This window comes from Rhizobium sp. 2MFCol3.1, assembly GCF_000377565.1.
Classification (GTDB): domain Bacteria; phylum Pseudomonadota; class Alphaproteobacteria; order Rhizobiales; family Rhizobiaceae; genus Rhizobium.
This window is the reverse complement of record NZ_KB898354.1, coordinates 85,875-108,110: the sequence shown is the minus strand read 5'-3', so window position 1 is coordinate 108,110 and position 22,236 is coordinate 85,875. Positions and strand designations below refer to the sequence as shown.

At 62.6% G+C, this 22,236-nt stretch carries 20 protein-coding genes; 7 read left to right on the top strand and 13 right to left on the bottom strand.

Annotated features, from left to right (window positions below):
- The first annotated feature begins 120 nt into the window (after nt 1-120).
- On the top strand, nt 121-822 hold the full coding sequence (gene ctrA / locus D460_RS0103290) for a cell cycle two-component system response regulator CtrA (protein WP_003542362.1): 702 nt from the start codon (nt 121-123) through the stop codon (nt 820-822).
- A 135-nt stretch (nt 823-957) separates the two neighbouring features.
- Here the strand turns inward: ctrA and D460_RS0103285 are convergent, their stop codons facing one another.
- Together D460_RS0103285 and D460_RS0103280 are read right to left on the bottom strand one after the other, a co-directional pair.
- The gene (locus D460_RS0103285; protein ID WP_018897077.1) at nt 958-1,320 is read right to left on the bottom strand and encodes a response regulator; all 363 of its coding nucleotides are present in this window, start codon (nt 1,318-1,320) and stop codon (nt 958-960) included.
- A gap of 127 nt (nt 1,321-1,447) precedes the next feature.
- Nucleotides 1,448-2,098: a histidine phosphotransferase family protein gene (locus D460_RS0103280; protein ID WP_026282744.1), complete on the bottom strand. Its 651-nt coding sequence runs from the start codon at nt 2,096-2,098 to the stop codon at nt 1,448-1,450.
- A 185-nt stretch (nt 2,099-2,283) separates the two neighbouring features.
- Between D460_RS0103280 and D460_RS0103275 the strand changes: the two genes are divergently transcribed.
- Together D460_RS0103275 and D460_RS0103270 are read left to right on the top strand one after the other, a co-directional pair.
- Nucleotides 2,284-2,880, top strand: a complete 597-nt coding sequence (locus D460_RS0103275) for an EipA family protein (RefSeq protein ID WP_026282743.1) — start codon at nt 2,284-2,286, stop codon at nt 2,878-2,880.
- A 116-nt stretch (nt 2,881-2,996) separates the two neighbouring features.
- Nucleotides 2,997-4,157: a hypothetical protein gene (locus D460_RS0103270; RefSeq protein ID WP_018897074.1), complete on the top strand. Its 1,161-nt coding sequence runs from the start codon at nt 2,997-2,999 to the stop codon at nt 4,155-4,157.
- Nucleotides 4,158-4,171: 14 nt separating this feature from the next.
- Here D460_RS0103270 and D460_RS0103265 read toward each other — a convergent pair whose 3' ends face one another.
- Nucleotides 4,172-4,993 carry an RNA methyltransferase gene (locus tag D460_RS0103265; protein WP_018897073.1) on the bottom strand — a complete coding sequence of 274 codons (822 nt, stop codon included), beginning with the start codon at nt 4,991-4,993 and terminating at the stop codon, nt 4,172-4,174.
- A 5-nt stretch (nt 4,994-4,998) separates the two neighbouring features.
- Nucleotides 4,999-5,385, bottom strand: coding sequence for a hypothetical protein (locus D460_RS0103260; RefSeq protein WP_018897072.1), 387 nt, complete (start codon nt 5,383-5,385; stop codon nt 4,999-5,001).
- A 43-nt stretch (nt 5,386-5,428) separates the two neighbouring features.
- Here D460_RS0103260 and D460_RS0103255 point away from each other — a divergent pair, with 43 nt between their 5' ends.
- A complete protein-coding gene (locus D460_RS0103255) occupies nt 5,429-6,463 on the top strand; it encodes an RluA family pseudouridine synthase (RefSeq protein ID WP_026282742.1) in 1,035 nt (344 codons plus the stop codon).
- Between the two features lie 162 nt (nt 6,464-6,625).
- The gene (gene rpoH, locus D460_RS0103250) at nt 6,626-7,534 is read left to right on the top strand and encodes an RNA polymerase sigma factor RpoH (protein ID WP_018897070.1); all 909 of its coding nucleotides are present in this window, start codon (nt 6,626-6,628) and stop codon (nt 7,532-7,534) included.
- A 54-nt stretch (nt 7,535-7,588) separates the two neighbouring features.
- Here rpoH and ubiA read toward each other — a convergent pair whose 3' ends face one another.
- From ubiA to D460_RS0103235, 3 genes are all read right to left on the bottom strand, one after another.
- Nucleotides 7,589-8,503: a 4-hydroxybenzoate octaprenyltransferase gene (gene ubiA / locus D460_RS0103245; RefSeq protein WP_026282741.1), complete on the bottom strand. Its 915-nt coding sequence runs from the start codon at nt 8,501-8,503 to the stop codon at nt 7,589-7,591.
- Nucleotides 8,504-8,615: 112 nt separating this feature from the next.
- The gene (locus D460_RS0103240; RefSeq protein ID WP_018897068.1) at nt 8,616-11,093 is read right to left on the bottom strand and encodes a hypothetical protein; all 2,478 of its coding nucleotides are present in this window, start codon (nt 11,091-11,093) and stop codon (nt 8,616-8,618) included.
- A gap of 60 nt (nt 11,094-11,153) precedes the next feature.
- The gene (locus tag D460_RS0103235) at nt 11,154-12,449 is read right to left on the bottom strand and encodes an adenylosuccinate synthase (protein WP_018897067.1); all 1,296 of its coding nucleotides are present in this window, start codon (nt 12,447-12,449) and stop codon (nt 11,154-11,156) included.
- Between the two features lie 199 nt (nt 12,450-12,648).
- Between D460_RS0103235 and D460_RS0103230 the strand changes: the two genes are divergently transcribed.
- On the top strand, nt 12,649-13,560 hold the full coding sequence (locus D460_RS0103230; protein ID WP_018897066.1) for a DMT family transporter: 912 nt from the start codon (nt 12,649-12,651) through the stop codon (nt 13,558-13,560).
- Here the strand turns inward: D460_RS0103230 and D460_RS0103225 are convergent, their stop codons facing one another.
- Entirely contained in the window at nt 13,561-14,406 is an 846-nt protein-coding gene (locus D460_RS0103225; RefSeq protein WP_018897065.1) for a GNAT family N-acetyltransferase, read from the bottom strand. It lies immediately after the preceding gene.
- 333 nt (nt 14,407-14,739) lie between these two features.
- Between D460_RS0103225 and D460_RS0103220 the strand changes: the two genes are divergently transcribed.
- A complete protein-coding gene (locus tag D460_RS0103220; RefSeq protein WP_018897064.1) occupies nt 14,740-16,602 on the top strand; it encodes a hypothetical protein in 1,863 nt (620 codons plus the stop codon).
- A gap of 11 nt (nt 16,603-16,613) precedes the next feature.
- On the opposite strand, the gene D460_RS0103215 is transcribed toward D460_RS0103220, so the two are convergent.
- From D460_RS0103215 to D460_RS0103195, 5 genes are read right to left on the bottom strand one after another with little or no spacing between them, the layout of a single operon-like run.
- The gene (locus D460_RS0103215; protein ID WP_018897063.1) at nt 16,614-17,201 is read right to left on the bottom strand and encodes a DapH/DapD/GlmU-related protein; all 588 of its coding nucleotides are present in this window, start codon (nt 17,199-17,201) and stop codon (nt 16,614-16,616) included.
- Entirely contained in the window at nt 17,198-18,526 is a 1,329-nt protein-coding gene (locus D460_RS0103210) for a hypothetical protein (RefSeq protein ID WP_018897062.1), read from the bottom strand. The genes D460_RS0103215 and D460_RS0103210 overlap by 4 nt, the downstream gene beginning before the upstream one ends.
- Nucleotides 18,523-19,824 carry a hypothetical protein gene (locus D460_RS0103205; RefSeq protein WP_155947663.1) on the bottom strand — a complete coding sequence of 434 codons (1,302 nt, stop codon included), beginning with the start codon at nt 19,822-19,824 and terminating at the stop codon, nt 18,523-18,525. The genes D460_RS0103210 and D460_RS0103205 overlap by 4 nt, the downstream gene beginning before the upstream one ends.
- Complete coding sequence (locus D460_RS0103200; RefSeq protein ID WP_018897060.1) at nt 19,821-20,795, bottom strand: NAD-dependent epimerase/dehydratase family protein; 975 nt, start codon at nt 20,793-20,795, stop codon at nt 19,821-19,823. Before D460_RS0103200 ends, D460_RS0103205 begins: the two co-directional genes overlap by 4 nt.
- 16 nt (nt 20,796-20,811) lie before the next feature.
- Complete coding sequence (locus D460_RS0103195) at nt 20,812-22,020, bottom strand: glycosyltransferase family 4 protein (protein WP_018897059.1); 1,209 nt, start codon at nt 22,018-22,020, stop codon at nt 20,812-20,814.
- Nucleotides 22,021-22,236 lie beyond the last annotated feature (216 nt).

Here is a 22,236-nt window from a genome sequence, read left to right as displayed (position 1 = left end):
CTCTTGCCAGAGTGAATCAGAATTTGTTAACCATTTCGTGGCAGCTTCCAAATCACGCAGTGACATTTCTGTATCGCGTAGGGGCCAGACCACCTTTCGGCGGCGGTAAAGGGGATAAGAATGCGGGTACTACTCATCGAAGATGACAGCGCGACAGCGCAGAGCATCGAACTGATGCTCAAGTCAGAAAGTTTCAACGTCTACACCACCGATCTTGGTGAAGAAGGCGTCGATCTCGGCAAGTTGTATGATTATGATATCATCCTTCTTGATCTTAACCTTCCAGACATGTCCGGATATGAAGTGCTCCGCACTCTCCGTCTGTCCAAGGTTAAAACACCGATCCTGATCCTCTCCGGCATGGCCGGCATCGAGGACAAGGTTCGCGGTCTCGGCTTCGGTGCCGACGACTACATGACCAAGCCTTTCCACAAGGACGAACTGGTTGCTCGCATCCACGCGATCGTCCGTCGTTCCAAGGGTCACGCCCAGTCGGTCATCATGACCGGCGAACTGATCGTCAACCTCGACGCCAAGACCGTCGAAGTCGGTGGCCAGCGCGTTCACCTGACGGGCAAGGAATACCAGATGCTGGAGCTGCTTTCGCTCCGCAAGGGCACCACGCTCACCAAGGAAATGTTCCTGAACCACCTTTACGGCGGCATGGACGAGCCGGAACTGAAGATCATCGACGTCTTCATCTGCAAGCTGCGCAAGAAGCTTGCAAACGCTGCCGGCGGCGCAAACTACATCGAAACCGTCTGGGGCCGCGGCTACGTTCTGCGCGAGCCGGATGGCGCCGAGTACGCCGAAACAGCCTGATATCCGATTTCGGTCCCTACGCCGATCATCCCTAAAATCCCGCCTTCACGGCGGGATTTTTTGTGTCCATGAACACGTCTGAAACGACAAAAGCCGCCCTGAAGGCGGCTTCTGCATGTGGATCGAATGGGAATATCAGGCTGCGATGGCGCGATTGCCGAAGACCGCGGTCAGGATCTTGCGGTCGAAGGGCTTGAGCAGGAAATCTGTCGCCCCTGCCCGCTTGCCCATCATCAGCTTCTTCAGGTCGGCCTCGATCACGCAATAGTAGATCTTGACCTCCTTGCCGCCTTCCATGGCGCGAACCGCCACGATCAGATCAAGCGCTCCATCCATGGATGAATCGACGATCAGGTAATCGGGCAGCTCCACCTGGCAATGGGACAATGCTTCGCTGGCGCTGGAGGCTTCACTGACCATGAAGTCGAGTTCAGAGAGAATCCGCTTCCCGACTTTACGAACGACGTCCGACGAATCGGTGATCATGAACCTTTGCATCGCTGCTCCATTGCCCAGCTTCTGTCCCGGCGGGCATCTTCACGGGCAAGGATAGAAACATTCGGCTAAGGAAGTATTACTTCGATACAAGCAATGTGCCGGGAATCTATCCCGGCGCTGTTTTAGATCAGGCCGGAATGACTTCGGCGGTGAAGACGATCTCTTCGGCGCTGGCGCTATGGCCAAGCTTCATGCCGCACTCTTCCGCGAGAAGCACTGCGTAATAAGGCTGGATCGTGTGCGCATCGATCGCTTCTTCGATCTCACCGGTCGAAATCTCGACGAACTTCGGCGGCAGGCGCATCAGCTTGCCCTTGGCGACGAGCGTGAACTTGGCGTCGAATTCCGGGTTCTCGAGCGTGATATCGATCTGTCCACCGCGCGGAATGGAAGAATAAGCGACGAGGAACAGATTGAGCAGCAGCTTGACGCGGTTCTTCGCGATGATCGCGCGTGGTCCGTTCCAGACCACTTCGGTCTTCTTCTCGGCGGCGGCGAAATCCTTAGCGGCGCGTTCTGCCTCACCGGTATCGATCGAAGCGCCGACGGAGCCGGAAGCGCCGAAGGCAAGGCGTGCGAATTTGAGACGAACCGACGCGTTCAGCGCGCTGGTGCGGATAAGATCCATGGCGTCTGCATCGGCGCCGCCCTCGTCGAGCAGTTCAAGGCCGTTGTTGATCGCGCCGACGGGCGAGATGACGTCATGGCAAACACGGCTGCAGAGAAGCGCGGCCAGATCTGGGCCGGTCAGGGTAAGGTTTGGATTCTTCGACATCATTGTCTCCAAGAGGGCGGTGATTCATTCCGCCACACATATTGCTTCATCATTGCACGAAGTTTGCGAGCGTACTCGGCGCCATAATGACACCATATTTGGTAAACCGATTGTTAAGACCATCCGCGCAAAATGATAGAAACGCCGGAAACGGCACCATGTATCGACCATGATGAACGGATGACACCATGCGCCCCTCAATCCTAGGAAGATTCCTGGCCGACTGCCGGCGGGTCTCGATGCTCGCGATTTCGTGCCTGATGCTCGTCGCGACCCAGGCTGCGGCCCAGCAGGCCAGAAACGATCAATATTCGGTTCAGGAAATCGTCGACGCCGGCCATTCCTTCTTCGGCTCGACCAGCGGCGGCCTTGCCAAGGCCGTAGAGACTGCGTTCCAGAAGTACGGTTTGCCGAACGGCTACATTCTCGGCCAGGAAGGCTCCGGCGCCTTCATCGCCGGCCTGACCTATGGCGAAGGCCAGCTGAATACCAAGAACGCCGGCGAGCATCCGCTCTACTGGCAGGGCCCCTCGCTCGGCATCGACTACGGTGGCCAGGGCACGCGCGTCATGATGCTGGTCTACGACCTGCCCTCGACCGACGCGATCTATGCCCGCTTCGGCGGCGTCAGCGGCCAGGCCTTCGTCATCGCCGGCTTCGGCATGACGCTGCTCAAGAACAACAATGTTCTCGTCGTGCCGATCCGCACCGGCGTCGGCGCCCGCCTCGGCCTCAACGTCGGCTACATCAAGATTACCCCGAATCCGACCTGGAACCCCTTCTGACATCGTCGTCACGGCGAACTCTGTGTCGCCGTGACCCATCCGCCACTTGCCCTAACGGCGTTGGCCGCTTAATCATTGGCTGACGCAAATCAACTTCTGGAAGCAGTGGCCTCGCCGTGATCGAATACGCGCTCTTGTTCGGATTGGGCTTTCTGGCCGCGGCGTTCCTGGTTTTCCTCGTATCGCCTGCCGTTCATCGCCGTATCGTCTGGTACACGGAAAACCGCATGCGGGCGACGATGCCGCTCAGCCCCCAGGAAGTGCGTGCGCAAAAGGACATGGTCCGCGCGCTTTATGCCGCCGAAAACGCCCGCACCACACAGGATCTGATTCGCGAGCGCGAAAAGTCGATGTCGCTGCAGTTGAAGCACGACCAGATCGCCCGCGACGCCGGTCACTTCGCCTCCGAGATCAGCGCGCTTCAGGCCCAGATCGCCGACATGAGCGTCGAGGCTGCCGAACTGCGCTCGCATCTGCGCAAGGACGAGAACTATATCAGCCAGCTGAAGACGAGCCTGCACATCGCCGAACAGGCCAGTGCAGCCAAGGAAGGCGAGCTCGACGCGCTGCGTATCCGCCTGAACAAGATCGTCGAACAGACCGACAATCTGAAGATCGACATGGCTGCGCGCGAGACCGAGCTCGAAAACCTCAATTTCAAGCATAGCGGATTGCGCACCGAGCGCGACGAACTTCGCCAGGACGTCGGCCTGCTGCAGAAGCGCGCCAAGGATGCCGAACAGAAACTGACACAGCAGGAACACGCGGTTCTGCGCCTCGAAGACCGCGCCGAGCGCGACAAGGCGACCCTTGCCGACAAGGAAGCGCTTCTGACGCGCCGTCAGCAGGACCTGACCAAGCTCAAGGATCAGGTGAAGGCCGCCAATGCCGACATGCGCAAGGCAAACCGCGCGCTACGCTCCGCCGGCCTTGCTCCCCTCGTTCTCATCCCGCCGCAGGAAAAGCCCGTGCCGGAAGAAGCCCCGATCTCAGAACTCGACACCGCCGCGGTCGCAGCCCGCCTCGCCGAAGAAGTGCGCGCCCGCAGCGCCGCCGTTTCCGAGGAAATCCTCGCCGCCAGGCTGAACACCTCCAACGACGGCGCGATCCGCGAAGAGATCGCGACCATCGCCGCCGACATGGTGGCCCTGACCGCGATCAACGAAGGCAAATCCTCGCCGATCCGCGAGCTGCTGCCGGAGACGACGGAGACCAAGGAAGACGAGCGCATCGACCTCGCCCAGCGCGCCGCCACGATCCTGTCGCAGCCCGGCTGAGCCGCCAGCAGATCTCAGATACGCTTGGCCGTGGAAGACATGGCAAACAGCGCGATACCGGTCGCGGTCGCGACGTTGAGGCTATCGAGCCCCGGCGATTGCGGAATGCGGGCGCTGCGGAAGCGCGACAGCACCGCCTGCGGCAACCCCTCGCCTTCCGTGCCGACCGCCAGCGCCATGCGCTCCGAGGCCGGAATGGAGCGGATATCGACCTCGCCGCGCGGCGACAGTGTCCAGATGGCGAAATCCCGCTCGGCGAGTTGCGTGAGCAGCTCCACCGCGTCACCACCGCGTTGGTAGGGAACGCTCAACACCGATCCGACCGAAACGCGCATCGCCTTGCGATAGAGCGGATCGCACGAGGTCTCGTCGAGGAAGATCGCATCGGCATCGAACGCAGCCGCATTGCGGAACATCGAGCCGGCATTGTCGTGATTGGAAATGCCGCACCCGACCAGCACCAGCGAGCGCTCGGGCAACCGATCGATCAGCGCGCCAGACCGTGGCTGTCGCCGCCCCAGGGCCAGCACGCCGCGATGCAGATGGAAGCCGACGATACGGTCGAGCACATCCGCTTCCGCGATGTAGACGGGAACGTCATCAGGCAGCCGCTCGAGAATATCGGCAACGCCCTCGACGCGGTTGCGCAGCAAAAGCACCTTCTCGGCCGCGAAATCGCCGCCCGCCCGATGCGCCTCGGCCAGCATGCGCAGCACGACGGTGCCCTCGGCGATAAACCGGTTATGCCGCCCGGTCAGATCGCGCTCGCGAATATCGCGAAACTCGGCGATCTCAGGGTCGTCGGCATTGTCGATCGCAATCAGCCGAGGGGCCATCGTTATCAGCCGCCGTTGACAGTCACGTCGGCGATGATGCTTCCGGCCTTGATGTCGAACACCAGCGCTTTGGCCACGCCCTCGGCGGTCTTGCCGAAGAACATGATCTGGCCGCCCGAAAGCGAAGAGGACTGGAGAACGAAGCCGGCGGGCAGGTTTGCCGTCACGGAAACCGGCGCATCCGACGGAATCCCGGCTGATGTAATCGCGACCGGCTCCTTGGCCGGCGCCCGCATCGTCTTGTAGACAACCGCGCCGAAGACCGCCATAAGGCTCACGAACATGATGAAGCCCGAGACGATCTGCAGGCGGATCATCTTGCGTCGGACATTTTCCATTGCCGGATCGAGGGGCTTTTCTTCCTGATCGTCTTCTGGCTGGACATTCGTCATATATGGCGTTCCATTCTATAAAATACTTCGGAGAAGAAGCGTCTTGAGCGACCCCTTTAAACAAGCAGCCGGCAATATGAAAGTCCTGACGGCGGATGAACATGCCGAAGGCCGGCTTGATGCGTGGATGACGGCTCAGCTCGGCGAGGAATTCTCCCGCAGCCGCGTCAAGGTGCTGATCAAGGAAGGTCAGGTCACGTCGAAGGGATCAGTCGTCGCCGATCCGCAGAAGAAGGTCCGCCCCGGCGACGTCTTCGAGATCAACCTGCCCGAGCCCGAGGACCCGACGCCGAAGGGCGAGAATATCCCGCTCGACATTCTCTATGAAGACGACGACCTGATCGTCATCTCCAAGCCATCCGGCATGGTCGTGCATCCGGCCGCCGGCAACTGGAACGGAACGCTGGTCAACGCCCTGATCTATCACTGCGGCGATAGCCTGTCGGGCATCGGCGGCGTGCGCCGTCCCGGGATCGTGCACCGCCTCGACAAGGACACGACCGGCGTCATGGTCGTCGCCAAGAACGACGTCGCGCATCGCCATCTGTCGGCCCAGTTCGCCGACCACGGCCGCACCATGCCGATCGAGCGCGCCTACCAGGCCGTCGTCTGGGGCCGTCCGCGCACATTGACCGGCAGCATCGACGCGCCGCTCGGCCGCGACACCGGCGACCGCACCCGCCGCGCCGTCAAGCGCCCGGGCACCGCCGATGCCGACGAGGCGATCACGCATTACGAAGTGATCGAGCGTTTCCACGAGACGCCGGATGCGCTGTCGCTGGCCTCGCTGGTCGAGTGCCATCTGGAAACAGGCCGCACCCACCAGATCCGCGTTCACATGGCCCATATCGGCCATCCGCTCCTCGGCGACACCGTCTATGGCGCGGGCTTCAAGACCAAGGCCAATCTCCTGCCGGATGCCGCCAAGAAAGCGGTCAACAGTTTCGGCCGTCAGGCGCTGCACGCCTACATGCTGCAGTTCGAGCATCCACGCAGCGGCGAACTCATGCGCTTCGAGGTACCGCTACCCGACGATATGGTGGCGCTGGTCGACGCACTGCGCAATGCGGAGCTGTAACGGCATCGTGAAGCGGGCCTGAGCCTTGAACTACGGTATTGCCACACTTATCTCTACACTGACTTCGTGCGGGCTTTGACAGAGCCGCACGTTCCCGGTTCGCCTTCAAGACGCAGGGACGCGTCCAAGCGGGGATCGGAATTCAGATAGGAGGGTGCAAGAATGGCCCGAAGCAGTTTGCCGTCCATTACCGCCGGCGAAGCCGGTCTCAACCGTTATCTCGACGAAATCCGCAAGTTCCCGATGTTGGAGCCGCAGGAAGAATACATGCTGGCAAAGCGGTATTCCGAACATGGCGACCGCGAGGCTGCGCATCGTCTCGTCACCAGCCACCTGCGTCTTGTTGCCAAGATCGCCATGGGTTATCGCGGCTACGGTCTGCCGATCGGCGAAGTCGTGTCCGAAGGCAATGTCGGTCTGATGCAGGCCGTCAAGAAATTCGACCCGGAACGCGGTTTCCGCCTGGCAACTTATGCCATGTGGTGGATCAAGGCCTCGATCCAGGAATACATCCTGCGGTCCTGGTCGCTCGTGAAAATGGGCACCACCGCCAACCAGAAGCGTCTGTTCTTCAATCTGCGTCGCCTGAAGGGCCGTATCCAGGCCATCGACGAAGGTGACCTGAAGCCGGAACACGTGGCCGAGATCGCAACCAAGCTGCGCGTCTCCGAGGAAGAAGTGATCTCGATGAACCGCCGCCTGTCCGGCGACGCCTCGCTCAACGCGCCGATCAAGGCGTCGGAGGGCGACAGCGGCCAGTGGCAGGATTGGCTCGTCGACGATCATGACAGCCAGGAAGACGTGCTGATCGAGCAGGACGAACTCGACACCCGCCGGCGCATGCTGGCCAAGGCGATGAGCGTTCTGAACGACCGCGAACGCCGCATCTTCGAGGCACGCCGCCTCTCCGAAGATCCGGTGACGCTTGAGGACTTGTCGAGCGAGTTCGACATCAGCCGCGAGCGCGTGCGCCAGATCGAGGTCCGCGCCTTCGAAAAAGTCCAGGACGCCGTCCGCAAGGACGCGCTCGACCGCGCGAAGGCCGTCCGCGTCGTCGAAGCCACGGCGTAACCCAGACGGGTTTCCAATAAAGAAAGGGCGGGTCTCACGACCCGCCCTTTTTGTTTACAGGGTTCCCAGCACTGCCGCGCCCGCGAGCAGCAAGCCCGTCAGGATATTCGCCAGGAACAGCCGATAACTCACCTCTGGGCGAACAAGGTCGATCCGCCCGGTCTGCCACGCAAGATGGGCGGCAATCACCAGAATTCCGAGCATATAAGGCAGCGACATCCCGAGCAGCCAGCCGCCAAGTGCCCATGCGCCAACGGCCACGCCGTAGAAGACGCCAATGATCGCCTTGCCATGCCGACCAAACAGGATCGCCGTCGATTTCAGCCCAAGCCGGGTATCATCCTTGACGTCGACATAGGCATAGACCGTGTCGTAGCCGATCTGCCATGCAATCGCCCCGGCCCACATCAGGATGGCCCCAAGCGGGATGTGCCCGGCGACCTCGGCCCAGGCCATCAGCATGCCCCAGTTGAACGCCGCGCCAAGAACGGCCTGTGGCCAGTGCGTGAAGCGCTTGCAGAGTGGATAGATGAAGACGAGCGGAACAACACAGATCGCGACCAGCCGTGTGTAGGGCGACAGGAAGAACAGCAGCGAGGCAGCTAGCGCAAGCTGAACGGCGAGAAAGCTCAGTGCCTGCAGGATGTTGATCTGGCCATTGGCCAGGGGCCGGAAGCGCGTCCGCTCGACATGGCCGTCAAACTTGCGGTCGGCGATATCATTGACGGTGGAACCGGCGCTTCTCATCAGCAGGGCGCCGAGCGAAAATATCAGCAGCTGCCGAATATCGGGAAAGCCGTGCGACGCCTGAATGAGCGCCGCCCAGCATGGGAAAAGCGTGAGCCATATCCCAACGGGACGATCCAGCCGCGCCAGACGCGTATAGGGTCGCCATGCTCTGGGGAGCCTGCGCTCCACCCAGTCGTCGAGGTTGATATCGCTCAGATCCGGGCGGCTTGCAGCGGTCATCTTGTCCAAACTCCAAATCCAGAAAGCCCGGCAACGAAGGGCGCCGATCTCGTCAAAAAGGGCAAGTCTCGCGACCTGCCCTTTCTTGTCTGTTCAGTCTGAACGACTAGCCTTACTGGCTGGTCGAGACGTCGCCGGCTGCGTTCCATTCGCGGATGGCGGCGTTGAAGGCTTCGACGCCGGTCGGGCCTTTCTGCATGGTCAGGAGCGCGCGGCGGCCGTTGCGATAGGTGATCGGGATATCGATCCAGTCGCGCGTCGACAGAAGGTCGAGGTTGGCCTTGCGGGCGTCGGGATAATCGTTGAGCGCGATCATGTGGAAGTCGTCGGTGATCTTGGCGGGCACCGCGACAAGCGGATCACCACGATCCTGCTCGGTCCGCTTCATCGAAATGCGCTGAACGCTGTCGATCGCGCCACCTTCGAAATTCGCCGGCAGCGAGAACACCATCTCGACGATGTGGCTCGCCGGAAGCGAAGGATCGGAGTTGCGCTTGAAGTTGATCTGCGCCGTAAGGTTCCGCTCGGGCACCGTCAGCGTGCCCTGGACGGAAGCTTCCTGCTTGCCATCGGCGCCGGCTTCATGGTGCAGGCTCCAGACGATCGAGCCCTGGATCGCCGTCGGCGAACTCTGGCCGATGCGCTCCTCATAGAGGAACATCTTTTCGCTGGAACCGGCAGGCGCGGTCTGGCCGGCAGCGGGCGTCGCGGACGCTGCAGCGGCAGGCGCGGCCGTGCCGGAAGCGGCGGCCGGCGGTGTCGTGCCTGCGGCGGCCGGTGCGACCGGGTCGGCGGAAGCGACATTCTGCTCGGCGACGGACTTGCCTTCGGCGACCTGCGTGCTTGGTGCCGCGGCCGGGCCGCTATCGACCTCGGTGCCATCGGCCATCAGCCGCTGCGTGAACTTGTTGCCGGCGGCCGAACCGTCGGCGGAAGCCGCACCGTTCTGCGCGGCATCAGGCGTTGCACTAGCCGGCTTGGCATCGCTTGTCTGATCGGCCGGCGCTGTCGTGCCTGCAACAGGCGGCGTCTGCGCGGTCTGCGACGGTGCGGCGCTAACCAGACCCTTGACCATTTCGGTCAAGGCGGCCTGGTGCGTATAGGCGGCATAACCGCCGCCGCCGACAACGCCCAATGCGATCAGAAGCGCGATGATGGAGCCGATGCCGAAACGACGGCGCTTCGGCTCCATGCGGAAATTCTTGCCCTGGAACTTCGAGGCGATGTCATCGTCGCTGTTTCCAAGCGACAGGCCATCGTCATCCTCGGCAACGACGCCGCGATTGTCATAGCCGCGAAGCCGGGTTGCTTCCTGCCAGTCGTCGCCGGCCAGAGGCTCGTTCTTCGGCGTCGGCCCACCGTGAATTTCGGAGAAAAGATCGACATCCTCGTAGGAGGTGGCGGCCGGTGTCTTCTTGTCGTTGTCGATCGGCGGCAGATCGTCGAAGGCGGCGGCTTCCCAGGAGAAGCTCTCATTGGCGGCCGGCATCTTGGCCGGTGCAGCCGGTACCGGCGCCGACGCGTAGTCGATGCTCGACACCACCTCGTCGAAGGCGCGCGCCGCATCGTTGGCGGCAGGTGCTGCATGCGAGGTCTCGGAGAACTGGCGCAGCTCTTCGAGCGCCCAATCCGTCGGCTCAACCGTCTTCGTGGACGGTTCCGGCACTTCTTCCGCCGGCTCGTTCCAAACCGGATCGAAATGACCGGCGGCGTCGGCATGAATGGGATCGTCCTGCGTCTGCTCGACGAACTGATGCGGCGGCTCGAACACCGGAACCGGCTCGACGAGACGATTGCTCAGGTCGAAATCGCGCGCAACCGACTGCGCCCGCGGCGCGTCGTCGATAACAGGCTCTGCATAGGGCTCAACGTCGGGCGCGGCAGCGAAATCATGGCCATGCGTCTCGCGCGCGGCGTCATACTGCTCCTCGACCGGCATCTGCCAAGGCTCGACCGGCTCCGGCTCGGAGGCGGCGGACACATGCGGCGCTTCCTCGAACACGGGCTCGCCGTGCGAATGCGCGGGCTCGTGATAGACTTCAGGCTCGGGCTGAGCTTCCGGCTCTCCGTGAACCTCGGCGGCATGCACCGGCGCCGGCTCTTCGTAAACCGGCTCCTCATGCACGGCAGGCTCATCAGCAACCGGAGCCTCGGGCTCGACGGGCGCTTCGTAAGCCGGTTCCTCGTAAACGGGTTCTTCGTGCGCGGGCGCCTCGTAGGCCGGATGCTCGTAAGCCGGTTCGGCTTCCGGTGCCTCTTCCGCCTGTTCGGCGACTGGCTCCGGTGCTGCGGCAACCTCGGGCTCGGGCGCGGCTTCCGGCTCCGCCGGTGCTTCCGTCACCGGCTCGGCGACGGTGGCCTGATCCTCGGCCGGCAGTGCATCGGCATGCTCGGCTTCGACTTCACGAATGGCGGCTTCGAGCTTTTCCAGCTGGCGCTGCAGCATGGCCTCGGGCGGACGCGGCTTCATGTTCTCGAGCTGCCGCTGTACGGCACCGCGAGCACGCTCGTAAACCTTCACCCGCATATCGGGAGTGTTGTCGGTCAGGCCGTCAACCGCCCGCCGGATAACTGCGATAAAATCCGCCATACGTACTTTCTCTAAGAGTGTGGTTCGCCGCGCGAACCACACAAATAATCATATAAAACCTTAATCCTCAAAAGGATCGGTCACAAGTATGGTGTCATCGCGCTCAGGACTTGTAGACAGGAGAGCGACGGGGGCACCGATCAGCTCTTCAACCTGGCGGACATACTTGATCGCCTGGGCCGGCAGATCGGCCCAGCTGCGCGCGCCGACGGTCGATTCCTTCCAGCCCTCGAGCGTGATATATACAGGCTCGACGCGCGCCTGGGCAGCCTGACTGGCCGGAAGATAATCGATCTCCTTGCCGTCGAGCTTGTAGGCGACGCAGATCTTCAGTTCGTCGAGACCATCGAGAACGTCGAGCTTGGTGAGCGCGATACCCGTGATGCCCGAGGTCTTTACCGTCTGGCGAACCAGAACGGAATCGAACCAGCCGCAGCGGCGCGGACGGCCGGTATTGACGCCGACTTCGCGGCCAACGGTCGAAAGATGCTTGCCGACTTCGTCATCGAGCTCGCAAGGGAACGGACCTTCGCCGACGCGGGTCGTATAGGCCTTGGTGATGCCGAGAACATAACCGATCGCCGTCGGGCCGAGACCCGAACCGGCGGCAGCCTGACCGGCAACCGTGTTCGACGAGGTGACGAAGGGATAGGTGCCGTGGTCGTTGTCGAGCAGCGCGCCCTGCGCACCTTCGAACAGGATGCGGGCGCCGGCCTTGCGCTGGTCGTCGAGGATACGCCAGACCTGGTCGACATAGGGCAGAACCTGATCGGCCACGTCGTTCAGTTCCTTCTCCAGCGATTCCACCGAAATTTCCGGCAGGCCGAGGCCGCGGCGCAGAGCGTTGTGGTGCGTCAGCAGGCGGTCGATCTTGGCAGGCAGTGCTTCCTTGTCGGCAAGGTCGATGGCGCGGATCGCGCGGCGGCCGACCTTGTCTTCGTAGGCAGGGCCGATGCCGCGGCGGGTGGTGCCGATCTTGGTGCCGCTGTTGGAGGCAGCATCTTCACGGAAACCATCGAGATCGCGATGCAGGGAGAGGATCAGCGGCGCGTTGTCGGCGATGCGCAGCACCTCGGGCGATACGTTGACGCCCTGGGCACGCAGCTTCTCGACTTCGGCGACGAAATGATGAGGATCGACGACGACGCCGTTGCCGATGACGCTGAGCTTGCCGCGCACGAGGCCCGACGGCAGCAGCGCCAGCTTGTAGCTGACACCATCGATGACCAGCGTATGGCCCGCATTGTGTCCGCCCTGATAGCGCACGATCACATCGGCACGTTCCGAAAGCCAGTCGACAATCTTGCCCTTGCCTTCGTCACCCCATTGCGAACCGACCACAACTACGTTCGTCATTCACGTCTTCCTGTTAAAGGCGGATTTAACCGCTCCCTGCTCAAACCCGCGCATCTATAAGGCTTTGTTTTTGGGAAAGCGACCCTGTATTGCCGTCTGAATTGGCTTTTTACGTGACAAATCAGCTATTGGCAGGCTATTTGCCGCCATCGTCGGAGGAAGTTCTGCGCCCGCGCAGCCGACCGGGAGAGAATCGGCCGTGCAGTTTGCCGCCTACATATGCCTTGTCGTTGCCGCGATGTGCTGGGGTGGCAATACCGTTGCCGGAAAACTGGCGCTCGGTCACGTCAGCCCGATGATGCTGACTTCCCTGCGCTGGTTCGTCGCAACGGCGATCATTGCCGCCATATCCGTGCCGCAGCTGAAGCGTGACTGGCCGGTCGTGCGCAAAAACCTCCCTCTGCTCTTCTTCTACGGCATCGTCGGCTACACGCTCTTCAATGCCATGCTCTATTCCGCGGTAAAATATACGACCGCCATCAATGTCGCAATCGAGCAGGCAGGCATCCCGATGCTGATATTCCTGCTCAACTTCCTGTTCTTCCGCACCGGCGTGTCGCTGGCCCAGATCCTGGGTTTCGCGATGACCTTGCTCGGCGTGGCGCTGACGGCCGCCCACGGCAGCCTGACCACGCTCCTGGAGCTCGGCCTCAACACCGGCGACGGCCTGATGCTGGTCGCGGTCGCCGCCTACTCGGTCTACACCATCTTCCTGCGATGGAAACCGCCGCTCGACTGGCGCACGCTGATGGCGGTGCCGGCGCTCGGCGCCATGCTTAGCGCGCTGCCGCTTCTCGCCTGGGAGGCATCGAAGGGTGCGGCTCAGCTTCCCGACGGCACCGGATGGCTCATCACCATCTACACGGCGATCTTCGCCTCGCTGATGGCACAGGTCTTTTATATCAAGGGCGTCGAGTGGATCGGCGCCAACCGCGCGGCACTCTTCATCAATCTCGTGCCCGTCTTCGGCACGCTGTTCTCAGTCGCCCTGCTCGGCGAAACACTGCAGACGTTCCACATCGTGGCACTGGTGCTGACGCTCGGCGGCATCGCCATCGCCGAAAAGGGCCGCCCCAATCGCGTGGCCCCAGCGACGTCGGACGCGAGCTAGTTAGCCCAATTCCAGCGTGGTGACGCCAAAGACATTCTTCAGCGGAACGGTGGGAACGGCGCCGCGATACATACGCGCCGTCTCGAACACAGGCTCCAGCCCCATGCCGACGGCAAGCGCCACGGCGTCGCGATTGTCGGACGGGATATCGATGAACACCCGCGCGCCCTTCGCCTCCTGCCCGAGCGTGGAAAGCAGCGCCGCGGCGCTATCCGCATCGGCGGCAAACAGCGGCCCGATCTTGTATCCGTCATAACAGCGGCGGATCGTGCCATAGCCACGGATCTTGCCGCTCTTGCGCACGACGGCCGTGCGCCGATGCTTGCGGTTGGTGCACCACGAGGTCACGAAAGCCGGGCGCTGCGCCGAAAACACGCTGGCGTCATAACGCACCAGCCCATCCAGCTTGTCGGTCACGGGCGTGGCGGTCAGAGACGACGATGGCAACGCGCCGATCACGCCGCCATAACGAACCGTCTTGTAGGCTTCCTCGAAGCCGGCCTTGCGGTAATTCTCCTGCTGGGCGACGACGCCATCGAGCCCGATGCTGCGGCCATTCGCCGATGCGATGCCGGCATCCCAGATCGCCCTGCCGTAACCCTTGCCGCGAAATTCCGGGTGAACCATGTAGAGCCCGAGAAAGGCCAGGTCGTCGCCATACTTGACGACCGAGATCGAGCCGACGGGCACTTCGCCAACCGCGCCGACGAAAAACCCCGATGGATCCGCGTCATGAAACGGAAGCGAATCGTCGAGACCTGGATTCCACCCCTCCTGGCGCGCCCATTCGAGCACTAGCTCCAACTCACCGGGCCGCATGGGGCGAACGGCAAACTCCGAATTCATGCAATCTTCCCAATCAGGCCCACGGCGAGCGCACACAGGCGGCGTACTATTGTGAAATCAAGTCTAGCGGCCGCAAAACGCGATCGATGACCAGGAAACATGTTCTCTACGGAAGCGATCTGCATCGATCGACATGACGTCGGACACAGAAAACCTTCCGGCCGGAATCATCATGGAACAAGGAAACTGTAATCTCAAGATAATTACTTAAGACAACATGAAGGTAGCCACGCTTTGCGCGGCTCGACCGCAAAAGAACTTGCGCCGACAGCTCGTCCCCGTCTCCCGACACTGAACTAGGATGTTTTTCCCAATTCTTACAGGAGACCCGCAATGCTTCTCGGTATCGCCCTTTCGACTACTCAATCCCCCGCCCGGCAACGCCCCGGCCCTCGCACAATCATCGCATTCGGCGACAGCCTCACCGAGGGTGCCGGCGCATCATCCCGCGACACCACCTTCCCAGCCATCGCCGCCGGCCTCTTCGATCCGCCGAGGATGATCATCAATCGCGGCATCGGCGGCCAGACCTCGACCGAAATCGCGGCCAGACAAGGCGGCGTGCCGCTCAAGCTTGCCTTGGCCGGCGGCGATATCAGAAACCTCTATCCACATACCCGCGATTGGATGGAGAGGTTCGAGACCGGCATCGTCAACGGCCTCACCCATGAATGCATCAACAAGGGCACCGACGAAAACGGCCTGCCCTATGGCGACGTCAAGATCCACGGGACGGCAACCGCCGGCTTCACCGACATCGGCCGGCAGATCTACGGCGCCATCGCCGCCAACCACGCGGCGCAACCCGGCAACCCCTGGACGATCTCAAGCGCGATCCAGATGATCGCCGGCTCCACCTCAGGCGTAGCGGGCATGCGCCTGCTGCTGATCGAGGCCGACGAACTCGGCGGCTACCTCGCCGAAATCGCCGCGCCCGCTTTCGCCCTTGATGGCACGCGGAGCCACGTCACGGCGACGGCGACGAACACATACGGCTTCATCCGCTCCACGCATCTGCTCGACATCATCCCTGGAAGCACGATCGACGTCACCCTACGCATCTTCCCCGGCCAGTTCGAAAAGGGCGCGGCCGAGACAACGCTGCAGCTGACACCAGGCGATGGCGAAATCCCCGCCTATCACCCGGAGTTCTCGCGGCTCTATCGCTTCGATCAGGATAGCGACGGCTGGCTGCCGCGCCTCCAGGACGGCCACGCGGCACCGGTCTCGACGCTCGACGGCAGGCTGCTCGTCGAAAACGACGACGCCGGCGTGCTGCGCGGATGCGAACTCGCCATCGCCGAAATCCCCGGCGGCCAGATCATCCCGGGCGGCAAAACCATCCACCTCGCTTTCGACATTGAGATCATAGACGGCAGCGGCCAGGTCCATGTCGGCGGCCTCGGCGCACCGGGCGGCAGTTGGGCGACGACGACATCAGGCGGCGATCCGACATGGCCGATCCTGGCAAGCGGCCACTATGAACTGGTCTTCACCGCCGGCAATCTCGCCAGCGCAAACCCATCCTGCGGGGCAATCGCCTTCCTCAGCAGCGGAAGCCTTCTCCGCTGGTCGCTCGACAACATCGTCATCGAATGGGGCGACGAGACCCCGCAAGTGGAGGCCCTCTATCGATCGGTCGAGGCGCTGCACGGCACCAATGGCGCCATCGGCCTGCGCGGCACACTGGCCGGCGTGGAGGGCACGCTGACGAGCGATCGCGGCACGTGCCACCTGTTCACGCGTAGCCATGCGGGCGATGCCGTGGCCGTCGCATACGCCACGCCCTTCCACCCCAGCGATTTGACCACCGGCCAGATCCAATGGCTGTGGGCCGGCCGCAACAGTGCGGTCACACCCGAGACTGTTCTCTCCGACATCGAGGCCATGACGGCCCATGTGCCCGGCGGCCGCTACCTGATCGGCTCGATCTTGCCTTCAGCGTCTGATACCCCCGAAACCCGCCAGACCATCGCCGCCCTGAACGCCAATCTGGCCGCCCTCTACACGACACGCTTCGTCAATCTCCACGGCGCACTCGCAGCCGCAGCCAACCAAACGACCGAGGACCAACAGGACATCGCCGCCGGCCTCGTACCGAGGTCGCTACGCTCCGATGCGCTGCATCTGAACGACCAGGGCTATGCAATCGCCGCCGCAGCCTGGGTGTCGGCGACCACGGCTATGGGCTGGTGACGCGCGCGCAGCTATGAGCTGGCAACCCGGCCGCGGATCGGCCGCGCCGGATTACCCGCATAAACAGTCCGTGCGGCAAGATCGCTGAAGGCAACGCCCCGCGCGCCCAAAACCGCCCCCTCCCCGATCGAAACGCCGGGGCCGACAAAGGCCTCGGCCGCGACCCAGGCGTTCGCACCAATGCTGATCGGCCGAGCCGTAAGCTGAAACGACGCATCGTCGATATCATGCGACCCGGTGCACAGATGCGCGCCCTGTGAGATCACCGCGCCGCGTCCGATACGAACAGGCGCGATGCAGTAAATGATCGCCCCGCGACCGATCAGCGTGTTCTCCTCCATAATCAGATGCGGCGGGTACCAGATCCGCGCCGATCCATGCACCCGCGCATTGCGCGCCAGCCGCGCCCCAAACAGCCGCAACAGACACGCCCGCCACCAATGCAATGGCGCCGGCGTCCAGGCCGCGAGCAGTTCCCAGGTGATCCCCCAAGCCAGCCGCAATGCGCGATGCCTGGCACCAAAACTCGGCCCGCCCTCACGCGAGCCGGACTTCGAGGCGCCGAGTATGCCGAAATTCTCCTGCGCGTTACCGCTCATCGTCTCAACCGCTCTTGATAGAGCAGCGCCGGATAGACTTGGTCCCGGACCGGCCGGGACAGAGCCAGCACGACGGCGATCTGGCAGACGAACAACGGCAGCACGGCGCCGACAGGACCACGCAGAAGGATCGGCAAAGACGAGGCGATGAGAATACGCAACACGCTGACGCCGCCGAACGCGCCCCACTCCGCCGTCAACACCGACCGCAGCAGCATGGCCGCAACGACCCCGCCCAACGCGACGCCGGCAAAGCCGAAATCCATGTAGAGATCGCAGCCGACGAAGAAGGACAGGTTCGGCGTCCCGTACATGCCTGCCGCAAACAGCTCGTTGCCGACATCTAGCCCGCCCACGAGAGGCTTTCCGGGCCAGACCACGCGCGGCACGAAGAACAACAGGATGGCGACGAGCTTTTCGCCCCACATCTGATCATGCGCCGACATGAAGCGCACGGCATGAACCGCCATGTCGAAGACATCGACCGAGGGAATGTCGAAAAAGTTGCCGAAGACGGATATTTCGGAGAGACCACCCACGCCCTCCAATCCAAGCCGCGTGGTGATATTCAGCACGGGAAACAGGACCGTCAGCGCCAACAGCCCGACGGCATAAAACCACGCAGCCGCAACCCTGCCGCCGCAAAGCGCCAGCATGACCGGCCCCCAGACCGCCAGCAGCATGAAGCGCGGCGCATTGAACGGATTTCGCGCAACCGCCAGCAAGGCGATAACGAGAAGCAGCGGCACGAGAGAAATCAGTCGCGATCGGCACACATGAAACCGCACCGCGACAAGGCAAGCGGTCACCGATTGCAGTCCGAGAAAGAACAGGCCGCCGATGAAAGCTTGCGCCGGGTCCTGCTCCAGCCGCGACGACAACAACCGCTCCATTCCGCCTTCGGATGCGACGAAGGATGCAAAAGCAAACCCGTTCAAGGCCAGCAGAACCGGCATCGGCAATATTGAACCACCCGCCTCGGCGGCCGGCGCGTCTCGCTCCATCGGGACAAACAAAAACGGCAGGCAGAACAGGACGACGATCAGCATCGCGGCAATGAACTCGTGCGGCTCGTAGGCATAGGCCGTGATCGCGGTCGCGCCGCCGATCCGGTCCCCATTCATGCGCTGCAGAGGCGAGATCACGAAGTAGACAAAAAGGCAGAACCAGAAGACATCGCCGACCTCGAACTGGCGCGACCGAATGCGATACAGCCCGACCAGCACGATCAGAAACATCGGTAGCGTCAGCAGAACGACGAAGAGGCTGTCGGCGAAAGGCAGATTAGCCAGATAGAGCGCCGCGACGGTCCAGAGCCTGATCATGCGCTGACCCGCAGTGTCTTCAGCCCGTCCGCTCGCCGGAACACCGAAGCCCAGATGACCAGCGCCCCAACCACATGCGTTACCACCTCCGCCACCGCCAGCCCGGCAAGCCCGAGCAACGCCCCGAGACCAGCACTCGCCGCAAAACCGACCAGCATCGCAAGCACGGCGGCGACGGCCACGACCCGAAAGCGGCCAAGCCCCTGCGCCGCCTGCCCCAGCGTCTGCGACAGCGCGCCGGTCATCACCCCGGCGGAAAAGAGCGCCACCACCAGACCCGATTGCGCGAAGGCGCCGGTCATGAGCAAGAAGCAGGCGCCGCCCGCCAGCATCAATCCAAGCGTCAGCGCGATCGCAAGCAGCGTCGCCAACCGCTGCGCCTCAAAGCCCGCCCTAACCGTGGCATCACCCAGCCGAAGAGCACGGACCATATCGGGAAAGTGCGCGCGCCGCACGAACTCAAGGACCTGCGAGGCGGCGGCGGCGATCTGCCTGCCATAGACGAAAAGTCCCACACCCGCCTGCCCCAGAACCGCCGCGCAGACCACGATCTGAAAGCGGAACGACAGCTGCCCGGGCAGGATCGCAAGGAGCACGCTTAAGCCCTCACGGGCAAAGAGGCCGCAATCAGCGACGCTGACCGGCACCACACGCATCGAGCAGCCCAGCCACCAAAGCACGACCAGTTGCGCGACGACCGCGAAGGCGTAGCCAAGCGACAGCGCCACCCCGAGGATCACGCCCGCATCGGCCAATTGAGCGCCGGCCGCGACCAGCGCGATGGCGGACGCGATATAGGCAAGCATCCCGGTCAACCCGCTGATGCCGCTGAGCCCCAGCCCATCGAAGACGCCCGCCGCGTTGAACGCCGAGATCAACAGTGCCGGGATGGCGGCGGGAATATAGGCCCGCGAAAACCCGCCTCCGCCAAGCCATGCATAGACAAGCGCCGCCACCGACAGCACGAGTGCAACGCCAAGCCGAACAACCGATGCCTGCCAATAGCAGCGCCGCGGCACGTCCCGCATCTCGCTGTCCCCCGCCAGCGAAATCCGCCTTGCGACGACGACAGGCGAGCCGAAGTCGACGGTCATCAATGCCAGGATCGCAAAGGAGAAGTGCGTCGCGAACGCAGCCAGGAGATCAAGCACACCGCGATGGATCAGCCATGTCTGCGCCAGGAAGATCGATCCCTGCCCGACCGCGAAGCTCAGGATCAACAACGCCGCGTTGACCGAGCCGCGTGGCCTACCGCCCATGTCGGAGAACTTGCTCCACCGAGGAAAGGCGCGTCTCACGCAGCACTCCGCAGCAGCTGGCTTTCGATCCACGCATAGGTCTTTTCCAGACCATCCATCAGGCGCTGGGTCGGCCGCCAGTACAGTGTCTCGGCAATCAACCGATTATCCGATCTGCGTCCGCGAACGCCCATCGGACCGGCAACATGACGCTTGTGCAACCGCTTGCCGGCGATCTCGCACACCATGTCAACCAGGCGGTTAATGCTGACCATCTCCTCGGAGCCAATGTTGACCGGCCCGGCAAAATCCGAGCGCATCAGCCGGATCGTGCCCTCGATGCATTCGTCGATGTAGAGGAAGGAGCGCGTCTGCAGGCCATCGCCCCAGATATCGATCTCGCCGCCATGATCCGCCTGCGCAACCTTCCGGCAGATGGCCGCCGGCGCCTTTTCCTTGCCGCCATCCCAGGTTCCCGATGGGCCGAAGATGTTGTGGTAGCGAGCGATGCGGCAGGTCATGCCGTAGTTGCGGGCATAGGACTGATAGAGCCGTTCCGAGATCAGCTTCTCCCAGCCATATTCGCTGTCCGGTGCCGCGGGATAGGCGGAGGATTCCACGCAGTTCGGGTTGTCGGGATCGACTTGGTTGACGGCGGGATAGACGCAGGCAGACGAGGAGAAAAACACGCGCCCAACCCCACGCCGGCGGCACAGATCGGCGACATTGAGATTGATCGTCGCCGAATTGTGGATGATATCGGCATCGTGCTGGCCGGTGAAAATGTAACCGGCACCGCCCATATCGGCCGCCAGTTGGTAGACCTCGTCAAAATCGCGATCGATCACCCGTTCGCAGACGTCGATCAGCCGGAGATCTCCGACGATAAATTCGTCGGCCACGCTTTCCTCGTAGTCCGGCAGCTTCAAATCGACGCCGCGAACCCAAAAGCCGTCGCGTTTCAGTCGACGGACGAGGTGGCTGCCGATAAACCCTCCGGCGCCGCAGACAAGTGCAGTCTTCTCCAGCATGCAACGCCCCCCAGCGCTAGATTGCCTGTTTCTCCATCTGATAGAGACCGGCGAAAATCGCCTCGAAACGGTCGGTGATCGGCTCGATCGCGAAATGCGCCTCGGCATAAGAGCGACCATTCGCGCCGAGCCTGCGACGCAGCCCGGCATCGCCGGCAAGCCCACGCAGATTGTCGATGAACGCCGCCGCATCATCAGGATCCGACGCAAGGCCAGCATCGGCGCGCTCGATGAGACGCCGCGCCAGGTTGTTCCTTGGAACAGAGGCCAGCACCGGCCGGCCGCAGCCGAAATAGGTCAGCACCTTGGATGGCACGCAGAAAGCCCCGGCTCCCTCTTCGATCATCGCGATCAGAATATCGGCTGACCCGAGCAGATCGGACAGATCGGCAAACGGCACCCACGGCCTTACGCGCAGATTGGTGACACCTTCCGCGGCTGCCTTGCGCGTCAGGCTTTCGGCAATCGCGCCCTCGGAATGGACGTCGATCGCAACAGGCAGCGCTTTCGCCGCCTGCAGCAGCAGATCGGGATTGTGCTTGTAGCCAAGCGTGCCGGCATAGACCGCCCGGATCGGGCCATCGCCTCTTTCGCTCTCGGATACAACCGGTCCGATTGATCGCATCTCCTCCAGCGGCGCCCAGTTCTCAATGACGGAGATCCGACCGGGCGTGATGCCGTTCATCAGGAGATGCGGAACGAAGTCGCCGGTGATCGCGACGACATGATCGCTTTCTCTCAGCAGACCGAATTCGAGCCGCTGATATCGGCGCGCGACCGCGTTTCCGATCAGCGGAAACGCTGCGGGCAGAAAGCGGCCGATGGCCTCGCTGTAGATATCCTGCAGCCAGAACACGAACCGTGCTCCGCCGGCGCGCGCAGCCTTGTGAATGACGGCCTGCGTATCGAGCGGCGCATTGGCGGAAAGCACGATGTCTGGCCGGAACCGCCTGATCTCACCGGCCACCAGTCGTCCGAACTCGATCTCCTGCGCCCGCCGCTTCAGGAAGCTCGATTTCTGGAATGGCTCGGACAGTGAAAGGCCGGCGATACGAAACATGGGCGGATCATCCGGCCGCGCACCGAGGTCTCCCTTCGGCGTCTGGAAGCTTTCGGAATAGACGTGCAAAACCTCGCTCCCACGCCGCGCTAGCGAACGGGCGAGCTGCACCTGAAACGGATGACCGGAGTAATCATGGACGAGAATGCGCCTTGCACGGACCATGCGTCGCTCTTCAACGAATGAGTGAAATCGCTATTTCAAATGCCTGCAGTCGAGCGCCACCGAGAAAAGCCGGGGCGCAGCCATGACGCGAATAAGGTTGCATTTATGAATGAGTTAAACCTTTAGTAACGCAACTATCGTGTCAAGCGCATGCCGCCGATAAACGCCTGGATTGCACCTAAAGAGGTAGGCCACGGCGGGAGCGGTGGCTCCACC